Origin of the sequence: Methanohalophilus portucalensis, from assembly GCF_002761295.1 — an archaeon.
Classification (GTDB): domain Archaea; phylum Halobacteriota; class Methanosarcinia; order Methanosarcinales; family Methanosarcinaceae; genus Methanohalophilus; species Methanohalophilus portucalensis.
In genome coordinates, this window is record NZ_CP017881.1 from 252,475 (window position 1) to 265,230 (window position 12,756).

Consider the following 12,756-nt stretch of genomic DNA (forward strand, 5'->3'; position numbering starts at 1 on the left):
CAGGAGGTATCAAGAATGTCTAACTTACCACGAAAAATTAGGTTGATGGAACTCATGCAGGATGGCAATGAATACTGGAATTATGATGTCATCAAGCAGGCAATGCAGGACTTTGGTTTTCAGAGTGACTTCTCTCGCGACACGTTGAACATGGACCTGATTGAACTGGCAGCAGTAGCTTTCATCAAGGAAGTCGATCTCAAGGTCGATGATGAAGGTGTTTACAAGAAGGGTTTCCTTCTGCACAAGTATGTAATCACTGAAGCTGGAAAAGCCAGACTTTCCGATGCATGTATGTACGCAATCTAAGGAGGCTTTGTAAATGACACAAATGGAAGCATATACAGCATTCTTTGAATCTTCATATGTCCCTGCAGGGGAATATGTATGGTTGTTTGTTGTACTGCTTATTGCCTTTTTGGCAATCTGGCAGGCAAGGACTTGGGTATCGAATTTCTAAACTTTAAAACGTAAAATATATATAGATATTAAGCAGTTGATGGAGTTGGCAGGTGGGTGTTCACATGCCAATATCCATCGCTGATTGTGTTTTTTCTATAGTTTCACTATAGAACTTTTTAAGGAGGTTGTAACAACGACAAAAGAAGAATTATACAAAGAATTGTCTGACGCTATTGTAAGTTGCAAGAAAGATCAGGTTCTTGCTGCTGTCGAAAAAGCCCGTGGTGAACTCGAGGCTCCAGAAATCATTGAGAACGGTCTTGCAGCAGGTATGAATGAAGTCGGTACCCTTTTTGAAAGGGGTAAGTTATTCCTTCCACACGTCATGATGGCTGCAGAAGCCATGCAGGCCGGTGTGGACGAACTTAAAGATGATATGCCTGAAGCATCCGAAAAAGCTGCTGCTGTAATTGTCAATGGTACAGTAGAGGGCGATGTCCATGACATCGGTAAGGCTATTGTATCCACCATGCTCCAGACATCAGGATTCGAAGTCTATGACATCGGTCGTGATGCACCTGTAGCAGATTTCATTGCCAAGATCAAGGAAACAGACGCAAACATGGTTGGCATTTCCGCACTTATGACCACCACTCTCCAGGGCCAGAAGGAAGTAATCGAAGCCCTTGAAGAAGAAGGTCTCCGTGACAAGGTAAAAGTCATGGTAGGTGGCGCACCTGCAACCAATGCATGGGCCAAAAAGATCGGTGCAGACTGCTATGCAGAAAATGCAACTGAAGCTGTCAGCAAAGCAAAAGAGCTTCTCTTATAAGGTGATTATTTATGGCAAATGAATATTTTGTAAGGATGGGAGACGGCGAACGTATCTCCATGACCAAGGAGCAGATCATTGCAGACCTTCAGGAAGGTACTGCAGATGCAGCAGACCTTGGTGACATTCCTGAACTTTCCGGGGATGAACTTGACAAGCTCGCAGATATCATTATGGATCCCAACCGCATGGTCAGTGTCGAGCCAGGTATGGAAATCCCTGTAACCCATGACATTGGAACCCTCAGAATCGATGGTGACCAGGGTAACAGTGGTGTAGGTATCCCATCCAGCCGTCTTGTAGGATGTATGATGCACGAGAGAGGCTTTGGTGCTGACACAATGGAACTGGGTCATATCGACTACAGTTACAAGCCTGTCAAACCGGTTATTGCTCAGGAACAGCAGGCAATGGAAGTCTGCCAGCAGAATATGACTGTCCCCCTTCTCTACGGTGCAATGCCAAATCTTGGTCTCTATTATACACCAGATGGTCCATTCGAAAACCCTGGTGACCTCATGAAGGCTTTCAAGATCAACGAGGCCCGTGAATCCATCGAACATGCCGGTGACCATGCAACTCGTGATATCACCTGGATCATGCAGCACCTGCAGAAAGTAGGCTGTGACGGTGTCAACTTCGATACCATCGGTGCAGCAGGTGACGGGGACGTATATGCATCCCTATATGCGATGAAAGCACTCAGGGAAGAATTCCCTAACATCTACATCGAAGCAGGTATGGCCGGAGAATGTACCCTTGGTATGCACGGTGAACTTGAGTTCGAAGGTAAGGCTCTTGCAGGCCTCTGGCCACATGAGCAGGTGCCACTTGCTGAAGAAGCCGGTGCAAACGTGTTCGGTCCGGTCTGTAACACCAACACCAGCAAGTCCTCCGCATGGAACCTTGCCCGTGCAGTAACCTTCACCAAAGCAGCCGTTTCAGCTGCAAACATCCCCTGTCATGTTGACATGGGTATGGGTGTCGGCGGTATCCCAATGTTCGAGACTCCACCAATCGATGCAGTAACCCGTGCCAGCAAGGCAATGGTCGAGATTGCAGGTGTCGATGGTATATAGATCGGAGTTGGCGACCCAATCGGTATGCCAATCTCACACATCATGGCTTCCGGTCTTACAGGTATGCGTGCAGCCGGTGACCTTGTTGCCAGGATGCAGTTCTCCGAGGACATGCGCATAAATGAAGCCAAGGACTATGTTTCCAAGAAATTGGGCGTTGAAGCAATTGACCTGAGTGACGAATATGTCATGAGGGAAATCCGTGAAGAACTTGATATTGGTGTACTTACATCCGTGCCAGGATGTGCCAAAGGTATCGCATCCAAGATGAATATTGAGAAACTTCTCGATATTGAAATCAACTGCTGCGATAAATTCAGGGAAATCACAGGCTAATTAAAACAATGTTCTGTCTGCTTCTTGCAGATGGGACTTCTTTCTTCTTTTTTTAAGCTAAATATTAATGATTCTTTTCATGGATCTATTCTGATAAATATTTTATAATTGAACCCCTTTCTGGATATCAAATATAATTTCATTGGGGATGGTAGGGTATTTTTAATATAATTTTGTAAGACTGCTTCAGCCATATTTATGAAAGCAGTTAAATTGTTCAAAATATAATTTAAAATTGTGTATCTTGATGAGGATGTAAATGGCAATTATTGAAACTAAAGAAAGACTAGGGCGCAGCCTTGGGTTTTTTGCTACATTCGCAATAGGTACAGGTACCATGATTGGGGCAGGTATTTTTATTCTTCCTGCAATCGCAACATCCAGCGCCGGGCCTGCTGCAATAATTTCTTTTTTATTCGGGGGAATAATTTCAATGGCCACGGCAATAAGTATGGCTGAGCTGGCAACCGGTATGCCCCGGGCAGGAGGAAGTTATCACTTCATCAGCCGGGCAATGGGGGCTGGTTTTGGTATAGTTATCGGTCTGGGTGCATGGCTAGCTTTAATGTTTAAAGGTTCATTTGCCCTTATAGGTCTTGCCGATTATTTTCAGGTATTTTATTCTGTTCCAATCTATTTTGTGGCAATAGCAACAGGTTTAATCCTTTTAATCATTAACTACAGAGGTGCTAGGAGTAGCGGAACATTACAAAATATCATAGTAATTTTTCTATTATTAATATTAGGCTTATTCATTATTAAAGGCAGTTTTATGCTTGATATGGGGAAATTTACCCCTGTAGTCCCATTTGGATACAGTTCTATCCTTGCTACTACGGGTCTTATTTTCATATCTTTTTTAGGTATCACTCAACTTGCTGCAATTGCTGAAGAGGTGAAAGATCCGTCCAAGAATCTTCCAAGGGCCTTTATTGTTTCAGTCGCTGTTGTAACTCTGATCTATGTTGGTGTTATGGTTGTGATCAACGGGACTTTGAATTTAGACGAAGCTGTGAATACCAGTACCCCTCTTGTAGATGTGGCTGGCATGATGGCCGGTACTTCTGGTAAATTGGCCATAGCATTTGCCGGTCTGCTTGCTACACTTTCCACGGCAAATGCTGCCATAATGTCATCTTCAAGGTTTCCATTTGCCATGGGCAGAGACGCATTGATACCCCAGTGGTTCACAGTCATTCATGAAAAATTCGATACTCCTTCCCGTGCAATTTCGACTACCGGGATAATAATGATCCTTCTTCTGTTGTTGTTTGATGTGGAACAGCTTGCAAAATTGGGTAGTACTTTTAATATTTTAATCTTCGTTTTGATCAATATATCTGTAATAATTCTCAGAAAAAGAACTCTTGAGGAATATAAACCGACTTTTAAAGACCCCCTCTTCCCATTCACACAAATTTTTGGTATTGTCGGCAGTTTGATTTTGTTACCTTTACTTGGTTTGTTGCCTTTATTTTTTGTTCTATTTGTTATATTTATAGGATTGTTCTGGTACCAATTCTACTGTAAAGGTACAGCTGCTCCTGGCTACAGCTTATTTGATATGTTGGAAGATAGGGCATCTAAACCATCCATTGTTCCTGAATCAATGGTCAAAGTTTTGGTCCCTATTTCCAACCCTCAACACGAAAGAGATCTTTTGAATTTGGCAGATTGGCTTGGTGACGATATAATTGGCCTTCACGTGGTCAAAGTTCCACGCCAGACCAGTTTGAATGCAGCTCAGGAAGCCTATCATAAAAACGGTATTGAAGTAGAGTCTAGTTTACAAAAGGAATTTGAAAATTTCCCCATACTTCTTGGTCATGAGAGAGAATATATTATTGCCTTTGATCACACTGTATCAAATTCAATAGTTGAACAAGCCAACATCGAAAAAGTGGATATTATTATAATGGGATGGCATGAATCTGATCGATTCCATTATTCTATTGGAGATGTGACAAATGAGGTCCTGTCTTTCTCCAAAAGTCACATTGTTCTTTTGAAGGGCTATCTTCCTGAGAAGATTAACAGAATTGTAGTATCTTATGATGGAAAAGACAATTCAAGCTATGGTGTTTATCTGGCCAAAAGATTGGCTATTAATACAGGAGCTTCAATCCAAATTATCAATATATCTCATCCTGAAAAGGAATCAATTGACAAAAATGAATTACTTAGTAGTCTTGATAAAATAATCGGGGATGAAGACAGAATTTCAATAGATTATAAGTTTATAGAGCGCTTTTCAATTGTTGACGGGGTTTTGGAATTTGGGAATGCTGGAGACCTATTAATAATTGGTGATTCTGATCAAAGATTTAAAATTTCTTTGCTTGGGAGTTTATCCCAAAAAATAACCAAGTATTCCAGCAAGCCAGTCTTAATTGTGAGAAGATCCAAACCAATATCTAGAGAAGGATTAACTTATTGGCTAAGAAAAAAATTCTGATAAGATAGTTTTAGGAAATCTTCATGGGAATATTTGCTTCTCGTGTAAATGCGATAGGGAATATATTTAACACTCCTAGAAGATCTCCTTCTTTAATGTCTCCGGTGGCCTGGCCAAATATATATGCATATCTAATAATGCGTTCTTTATCCACAAGGCATGCTCCATTTGTGGAAGAGACATTAATTACAGATGTCATGGCGTGGTATATAAAGGCACATGGAATAGCTAATGAATCGGCTTCAAGAACTATTTCTCTGATGGGAATTTTTTTGTATTCTCCAGCTCTTATTTCTAAATCAGCATCAGAAGTTATCATTTCCCATCTTGCCTGAGTTCCAATTGTGAATTCATAAGGAGTGGCTTCTATTTTATTTGAAACGATTTCTCCTTTTTTGCGGGATACAACATTTATTATTTCTGAAGGCATCCAATCACATCATTGTAATATAATATAAATAGCATATATCAAACATTGTTGATAATGCTAATATACTTTTTTGCATAAAAAATGTTTTACTTTTATATATTATGTGGGACTTACGGAGGGTAGATAAAAAGTACAACTGAATTCTCTTTATTATGGATGGATAAAATGGTCACCTCAATATATTTTATGGAAATAATCGTACTTCTACTTTTATTGAGTGTGATGGCTTATACATTAAGTAAATCTTTCAATATTCCTATTATTGTGTTTCTACTCTTAGAAGGTATTATTGCCGGTCCGGAAGTATTAAACATGCTTGATCCGGCGGTCTTTGGCAACGGCTTGACAGTTATTGTATCGCTCTCGGTGGCCATAATTGTTTTTGACGGTGGATTGCATATCGATTTAAGGCATATACGAACCGTTCAGCAAAGTGTTTTGAGGCTTATATCTGTTGGGGTATTAGTCACATTTATTTTGACAACTTTTGTTACACACATGTTGCTCAGTGTGCCACTTGAATTAGCAGCTCTTTTTGGTGCTTTAATCTCAGCAACAGGCCCTACTGTTATAACTCCAATGGTTAAACAGGTGCGTCCTAACCATAAGATAAGTAAAGTGCTTGAATTAGAAGGGGTTTTAAATGATGCAGGTAGTGTAATACTTGCAGCTCTTATTTTTGAATGGATTGTATCTCAATTATCAGGTTTTGAAGTTTTATCTTTTATTTTATTCAGGATTTTTATAGGAGTTGTATTTGGAATCTCCAGTGGTTTTCTTCTCAGTAGATTTTTGTCAATGGAATCTCTTATCACTGATCAAACGACCAGAATAGTTACCATAACAATGGTACTTGCAACTTTTGTAATAGCAGAAATTTTTGGTAACGAATCAGGCATTATGGCAGTAGCTATTTTTGGTATATATGTGGGTAGTTCTAATGTACCCAACAAATCTGTAATAAAAGAATTTAAAGCAGATATTGTTATAATTTTATTATCTTTCATTTTTTTGATTCTGGCATCGATGCTGAGATTTGAAGATATAGTCAATATTGGATTCAAAGGTTTTGCTATCGTAATCCTCCTTATGTTTTTCATTCGTCCATTAGCTGTATTCATTTCTACTTTGAAGTCAAAACTAACGTTGAAAGATAAATTATTCATATCATTTATAGGTCCACGGGGTATTGTCCCGGCCTCTATAGCGACTTATTTTACAATAAAACTCAACAATATGGGTATAATTGGCGGAGAATTTTTGGTAGGTCTTGTATTTTTAGCTGTTATTATATCAGTTGTAACAACTGGCTTTTTATCCAAAAGAGTAGCTAAGTTCTTAGGAGTGATTCCAATGGAGATACTTGTTGTAGGTGGCGGTGAGGTTGGAAAGATCCTCGCCGAGCGTTTTGAAAAGAGAGGGGAAAATGTAGTGGTTGTAGATCCTTCCGAAGAAAATTGTCAGAAACTTATGAAATCTGACATAAGAGTTGTACATGGTGATGCGGAAGATATTAATGTCCTTAAAGAAGCAGGAATTGATCATGCAAAATATGTTGTTGCAACTACTGACAAAGACAATACTAATCTTTTAATTTGCCAGATTGCCAAGACCAAGTTTAATTTTGATAAGGACCAGATAGTTGCACGTGTAAATAATATTGAAAATCTTCATGCTTTCTGGGACCTTGAAATAAGAGCAATGAGTCCTGCAATGACAACTGCTCTTGTGCTGGACAATATGGTCGGCCGTCCTCATATGTTTTCCATGTGTGAAGTTGGGGAAGGGGCCGACATCATAGAGGCACATATAAGTAATCCCAAAGTTGTAGGCAAAGCTATAAGTGAACTTAAATTACCTGAAAGCAGTCTTTTGCTGATGGTCAGAAGAGGTAATGAATCCTTTATTGCCAATGGAAATGTCGTACTTGAATATGACGACATTGTAACTGTAATTGGTGAAGGCGATTCAGCACAGAAGGTTGCAGACCTTTTTGAGCGTTGATTACTTTCAGTCCACTTCAAACATCTATATATACCCAAACGCCATATTCACCTTTGCCTCTCTAGAAGGAAAAACAAGAGGTCAAGGTGATTTCATGGAAGATATTGCAAAGGGTATACAGACCCAATTTAAGGATATGGGAATAGAAGTTCCTCTGAATGAAATTGAAGAACGGCTTGATAAACTTATTAACAAGTTCAAAGTTCCCGCCAATGAGGCACGAAAAAATACTGTAAATGTTTTACTTAAGCAGTATAATGTCGACAAGAATGAATTTTTCAACCAATCAAAACCCGCAACAATGTCCAATATTGCGGATGTGAAAGCAGACCAATGGGTAAATGTCGACATTAAAGTATTACAATTATGGGACAATTCAAACAGTTCAATTTCCCAGGTAGGTCTTGTCGGTGATTCAACCGGTCGAATAAAATTTATCAAATGGGCCAGGGATAATCTTCCTGATGTTGAAGAAGGCAAATCATACCGTTTTAGTAATGTGGTTGTTAATGAATGGAATGGTAAGCTGGAATTAACCCTGAATCGTACCAGTTCTGTAGAACCGCTTGCAACAGATATTGATGCCGGTTCAACTTCTGCGGGTTCTCCTGAAGAATGTCAGGTTTCAGATATGAATCAGGAAAACATGTGGGCCAATCTCAAAGCCAACGTCGTCCAGTTATGGGACAATTCCAATGAAGCGATTTCTCAGGTTGGAATTCTTGGGGATGCATCCGGCACTATCAAATTCATCAAATGGTCTCGTGATGATCTGCCTGATGTAGAAGAAGGTAAATCTTACCTTTTCAATAATGTGGTTGTCAATGAATGGAATGGTAAGTATGAAGTTACCCTAAACCGCACCAGTAGCATTGAGCCTCTGGAAGAAGATATTGAGACCTCCTTCCAGCCACAGGGGTCGGCTGAAGACCGTTTACTTTCAGAATTACGTCAGGAAAACATGTGGGCCAACATTGAAGCCAAGGTTGTCCAATTATGGGACAATTCCAATGATGCGATATCCCAGGTAGGGATTCTTGGTGACAAAACAGGCACTATCAAATTCATCAAGTGGTCTCGTGATGATCTGCCTGATGTAGCAGAAGGACATGTTTATCGCTTCAATAACATTGTTGTCAATGAGTGGAATGGAAACTATGAGGTAATTCTCAACCGCACTACTACAATTGAACCTCTTTCTGAAGAAATAGAAGTAGGAGCTAATAGTTTCCAGGGTGCAATGATTGATATCCAGGATGGGTCCGGTCTTATTAAACGCTGTCCTGAATGTAACAGGGCACTTACAAAAGGAGCCTGTATGGAGCACGGCAAGGTTGATGGGAATTATGATCTGCGTATCAAAGCTGTGCTTGATAATGGGGAAACTGTGCAGGATGTTCTTCTGAACAGGGAAATTACCGAAGAATTGACCGGTATCACTCTTGAGGAAGCAATTAATCTTGCAGCAGATGCCCTTGATCAAACGGTAGTGGTAAGCAAAATGCGTGAGGACCTTGTGGGAAAATATTATTGTGTGGAAGGATCGCTTGCTGATCGTTACTTAATAGCAAAATCCATTGAACCATTATCCACTGTTGATATGGAAAAGGTTGATGAGCTTATTGCAGATCTGGAGGTGGCCTAAATGTCTACCTATGTACGTGAAGTAGCAAAAAGAATGTTTGCAAAAGAGTTTAGGAATTCGGATCTCTCATTCAGGGAAGGTGACGATGTTTATTCTCCTCAGTATCTGTTAACACCAACCGGGGCCAGGGTAAATCGCCTTTTTATTGTAGGGACTCTTATCGAGAAGGAAAATATAGGCAATGAAGCGGAATACTGGAGAGGTCGGGTTACAGATCCTACAGGTACCTTCACAATATATGCAGGTCAGTATCAACCGGAAGCAGCACAACTGCTTTCAGAATGTGAAACTCCCGCATTTGTAGCTGTTGCAGGCAAACCCAGTGTTTATGAGACTCCTGATGGGGACACTATTACTTCCATAAGACCAGAATCCATAAGTATAGTTGATGGTAACACACGGGACATGTGGGTAGTCGATACTGCCATTCAGACAATTAATAGATTACATAACCTGGATGGTTCGGATACATATGTGGTTCGTGCTAAAGAACATTACAATACCGATAAGGGAAGTTATTCATCCATGGTACTGGATGCTCTGAAATCCCTGAAAGAACAGATTTGATGTGTGCTTTATGCACACCTTTTTTTGCATAAGTATAATAAATGAGTAAATCTATTTTTATTCGGGTGATATTTGTGAAAACTTATCTGTTGGTGTGGTTTAACAGTGAAGGTGCAAGTCCCTCTGAAGTTAACCGTCGCCTTCTGTCTCTGGGGTTTAAACCAATTCAGGGATATTATGATTATGTCTATGAATGGGGCAATAATGTTCATGTTGAGGAAATCCTCCAGTTTGGGGATAAAGTACACCTGAGCCTCAATGGGCTTGGAGTTATATTTAAAATAGAAACGATTGATGGGAAAAAGTAAACGGATTAATTGTCCGCTTTTTCTAGTTCTCTTGAAAATCCGACAAATCCACAGGATTTTCCTTTAATTTCTATAAATCTTGCTTTTACTTCACCGTTTTCAATATTTAGTTCGGCGGCCATAGGGTCTGACATGCGGGGTGATGTCGGGGAGCCGGGGCACAATACCAGTACATCTGTTTTTTCCAGGATTGGGCTGTGAATATGGCCGAATATAAGCACATTAACACCCATTTCAAGGGCTTTGTATCGCAGGGCAGTTGTGTCATTTATTGATAGGGCGGCTTCGTGGACCACGCCTACACTTACACCTTCAATGTCAAGTTGCAGGGTTTCGGGAAGTATCTCTTTTAATTCGTATGTATCAGAATTTCCATATACTGATTTGAGTTTCCCTGTCTCGTTGAAAGCCTTATAACACTCAAGTGTAGTAAAATCCCCTGCATGTATTACCATGTCATACTTGTCAATCAGGCTTTTCAAACCAGGAGGAATTTCTCCACTTTTGAGATGTGTATCTGAAATAACTAGTATCTTCATGTTTTTACCTTAATGAAGACTCAGGTCTACAAGTTCGTATTCCAGGTTTTCCATTTCAAGTTTACTCATTATAGTCGGGACCTGCTCATCTATTGCAAGCACAAGGGATGAAAGCCCATGGAATGCAGCTTCTACGACCGATTCCTTAGCCCCATACATAACATCGGGTTGACTTCCAATTTTTTTGAGTGCCACGAGCGATTCAACTCCAATCACCGCTATATAGTCCTTTGATTCGGTGAGTTTTTTCAATCGTTCCAAATCTACATTTCTGGAGCCCTGCCTTTCGCTGCGGGGAATCTTGCAGACTGTAATACTTGCCGTTTCCAGATCGATCATCCCGGTAAGGTTGGTGACACCTACGTCTTCTCCTTCTTCTGCATCAGATACGGTGACACCCCGGGCATCTGCTTCTTCTTTAGTGTCAACATATAGCAAACCGTTTCTCATATGAAGATAGACATCTTCGCCTTTATCCAGATTTTCATCGGCAATAGCAGTCCAGGTAGATACATGGCTTATGATATCACTCATTACGAATTTGGCATATCTTTTCATGTCAGCAGCATTTTCCAGGACCCACTCTACTCCATTTTTTGTAATTCTGTAACGTACCCTTCCATCAGAATAAATATATCCTTCAGATGTAAGTTCTTTGATATATTCTGAAACTGCCTGTGGTGTCACTCCGACTTTCTCTGCTATTTCCTTCTGTCTGACATTGGGTTGATGGGCGGCAACTTCGATAAGTATCTGGAATTTGGTAATGCCGCTTTTACTCTGGAGAATGTCAATCATTTCTTTTCCTCATTTATTTTCAATCTCTGGCCCATAACCGTTAACCCATTTGCTCTTCTTGCAAGGGATCTTATGTATAATGCACTTCTGTTGAGCTTACGTGTAAGAGCACTCATAGAATGGTTGCCACTTTCTACTTCCTTTTCAAGTTCTTCTATCAGATCTTTTATCTCTTCGTAAGGAGTGAATGTTAAAGTAATTATTTCACTGAGGTCGTCAAAAGAACACTGGAAATTCGCCTGTACTTTTGAATACGATGAGTGATATTCCTTATCCGGTTTCTCTCCAGGTTTGGGCATGCGCCACTGGCTTTCCAGTAACCCGCATTTCTGGAGTATATCGATACTTTCCTCTGTGTCAATTCCCATTTTTTCGTCAAGCTGGCCTTTTGTCATCCACTCTGAACTGAGTGCATTGAAGACATGTTTATGCTCCTTTGACCTGAATGTTTGTAGGAGGGGTACCATTTCAGATGGGTCGTTTATTATTCGGGTTCTCCTGGGCATCACAAAACCTCATATGTAGGTTATTGATTCGATTTAGAAAAGGTTAATACAGCTATACTAATATGGTCTTAAGATTAATAAATGTGTTGTAGTATTTGTATTGATACTTATCGCAGTTTTTCTTCATACATCTATACCGTTACATTTATTCAATCCTGTTAACAATACTGTTCAGTTATTATGACAGAGGCACTGTATTCTAAAATTTTCAGGTTGCTTGATAACCAACAGCTTTCAATTAGTGGCATCACGAGAGACCTCAAATCAGAAGGTATTGATGAACATCGTTTGATCATGACCGGTTATTTGAGGGCACTGAGAGATCTGAAAAAACTTGATGAAATAGAGGTGCCTCCATCAAAGACCTATAAACTTTCAGATAACGTTGAGAAAGAAGAAGATAATATTTATTCTCTTATGGGCCATCATCTGAAAGATGTTCCTGCATCCAAACGCATCTATGTAGCAATCTATGTATTTTCTTATCTGTTGGAAAGGCCAGTTTTCAGAGCTGAGTTAAAATCAATGGGTTTTCATGAAAATACTATTATGGGTGCAGTGCAACAGGGCAATCCTATAATAGAAGTGCCTGAAAAAGATATTAGGCCTTTTCGTAATTCCATAACGCGAATCACAATACCTTCAGTAGACCCAGCTTATGAGTTAAAAGTTGAAGATGATAGCTATCTTCAATATACTGGAGTAGTTCTTTTGCCGATACTCAAAGTTTTTGTAAATCTGGAAGGGCTGGTTCCCAAGACAAAACAGCTGAAATTGACTATGTAATTGCTCGTCCAGTTTTTTTATTGAAGTCAATTATTTATCATTCTTTCATTTCTTAATTCTTAGTATGTC

Annotated in this window: 13 protein-coding genes and 1 pseudogene; 10 read left to right on the plus strand and 4 right to left on the minus strand. The window is 39.9% G+C overall.

Annotated features, from left to right (window positions below):
- Nucleotides 1-15: 15 nt before the first annotated feature.
- The 5 genes and pseudogenes from BKM01_RS01400 to BKM01_RS01415 all read left to right on the plus strand — a co-directional run bounded on the left by BKM01_RS01400 (nucleotide 16) and on the right by BKM01_RS01415 (nucleotide 5,104).
- Nucleotides 16-309 carry a hypothetical protein gene (locus BKM01_RS01400; RefSeq protein WP_072360526.1) on the plus strand — a complete coding sequence of 98 codons (294 nt, stop codon included), beginning with the start codon at nucleotides 16-18 and terminating at the stop codon, nucleotides 307-309.
- 13 nt (nucleotides 310-322) lie between these two features.
- Nucleotides 323-460: a hypothetical protein gene (locus BKM01_RS10865; RefSeq protein WP_169922772.1), complete on the plus strand. Its 138-nt coding sequence runs from the start codon at nucleotides 323-325 to the stop codon at nucleotides 458-460.
- A gap of 162 nt (nucleotides 461-622) precedes the next feature.
- On the plus strand, nucleotides 623-1,234 hold the full coding sequence (gene mtbC, locus BKM01_RS01405; protein WP_084006322.1) for a dimethylamine corrinoid protein MtbC: 612 nt from the start codon (nucleotides 623-625) through the stop codon (nucleotides 1,232-1,234).
- A gap of 11 nt (nucleotides 1,235-1,245) precedes the next feature.
- Nucleotides 1,246-2,649 (plus strand): annotated as a pseudogene (gene mtbB, locus BKM01_RS01410) ([dimethylamine--corrinoid protein] Co-methyltransferase).
- Between the two features lie 259 nt (nucleotides 2,650-2,908).
- On the plus strand, nucleotides 2,909-5,104 hold the full coding sequence (locus BKM01_RS01415; protein ID WP_072360524.1) for an amino acid permease: 2,196 nt from the start codon (nucleotides 2,909-2,911) through the stop codon (nucleotides 5,102-5,104).
- Nucleotides 5,105-5,114: 10 nt separating this feature from the next.
- Here the strand turns inward: BKM01_RS01415 and BKM01_RS01420 are convergent, their stop codons facing one another.
- Nucleotides 5,115-5,534: a DUF22 domain-containing protein gene (locus tag BKM01_RS01420; RefSeq protein ID WP_072360522.1), complete on the minus strand. Its 420-nt coding sequence runs from the start codon at nucleotides 5,532-5,534 to the stop codon at nucleotides 5,115-5,117.
- 165 nt (nucleotides 5,535-5,699) lie between these two features.
- On the opposite strand from BKM01_RS01420, the gene BKM01_RS01425 reads away from it, so the two are divergent.
- The 4 genes from BKM01_RS01425 (at nucleotide 5,700) to BKM01_RS01440 (ending at nucleotide 10,058) form a co-directional block, all read left to right on the plus strand.
- Nucleotides 5,700-7,538 carry a cation:proton antiporter domain-containing protein gene (locus BKM01_RS01425; RefSeq protein WP_072360520.1) on the plus strand — a complete coding sequence of 613 codons (1,839 nt, stop codon included), beginning with the start codon at nucleotides 5,700-5,702 and terminating at the stop codon, nucleotides 7,536-7,538.
- Between the two features lie 94 nt (nucleotides 7,539-7,632).
- Nucleotides 7,633-9,183, plus strand: a complete 1,551-nt coding sequence (locus tag BKM01_RS01430) for a hypothetical protein (protein WP_072360518.1) — start codon at nucleotides 7,633-7,635, stop codon at nucleotides 9,181-9,183.
- Nucleotides 9,184-9,750: an RPA family protein gene (locus tag BKM01_RS01435; protein ID WP_072360516.1), complete on the plus strand. Its 567-nt coding sequence runs from the start codon at nucleotides 9,184-9,186 to the stop codon at nucleotides 9,748-9,750.
- Between the two features lie 74 nt (nucleotides 9,751-9,824).
- Nucleotides 9,825-10,058 (plus strand): hypothetical protein, encoded by a 234-nt coding sequence (locus BKM01_RS01440; RefSeq protein ID WP_013038109.1) that lies wholly within the window; start codon nucleotides 9,825-9,827, stop codon nucleotides 10,056-10,058.
- Nucleotides 10,059-10,063: 5 nt separating this feature from the next.
- Here BKM01_RS01440 and BKM01_RS01445 read toward each other — a convergent pair whose 3' ends face one another.
- The 3 genes from BKM01_RS01445 to BKM01_RS01455 are packed head-to-tail and all read right to left on the minus strand — an operon-like array spanning nucleotide 10,064 to nucleotide 11,901.
- On the minus strand, nucleotides 10,064-10,597 hold the full coding sequence (locus tag BKM01_RS01445) for a metallophosphoesterase (RefSeq protein ID WP_072360515.1): 534 nt from the start codon (nucleotides 10,595-10,597) through the stop codon (nucleotides 10,064-10,066).
- Between the two features lie 9 nt (nucleotides 10,598-10,606).
- Nucleotides 10,607-11,395, minus strand: coding sequence for a DUF7839 domain-containing protein (locus BKM01_RS01450; protein ID WP_072360514.1), 789 nt, complete (start codon nucleotides 11,393-11,395; stop codon nucleotides 10,607-10,609).
- The gene (locus BKM01_RS01455; protein ID WP_072360513.1) at nucleotides 11,392-11,901 is read right to left on the minus strand and encodes an ArsR family transcriptional regulator; all 510 of its coding nucleotides are present in this window, start codon (nucleotides 11,899-11,901) and stop codon (nucleotides 11,392-11,394) included. Before BKM01_RS01455 ends, BKM01_RS01450 begins: the two co-directional genes overlap by 4 nt.
- Before the next feature lie 180 nt (nucleotides 11,902-12,081).
- On the opposite strand from BKM01_RS01455, the gene BKM01_RS01460 reads away from it, so the two are divergent.
- Nucleotides 12,082-12,687: a hypothetical protein gene (locus tag BKM01_RS01460; protein ID WP_072360512.1), complete on the plus strand. Its 606-nt coding sequence runs from the start codon at nucleotides 12,082-12,084 to the stop codon at nucleotides 12,685-12,687.
- Nucleotides 12,688-12,756 lie beyond the last annotated feature (69 nt).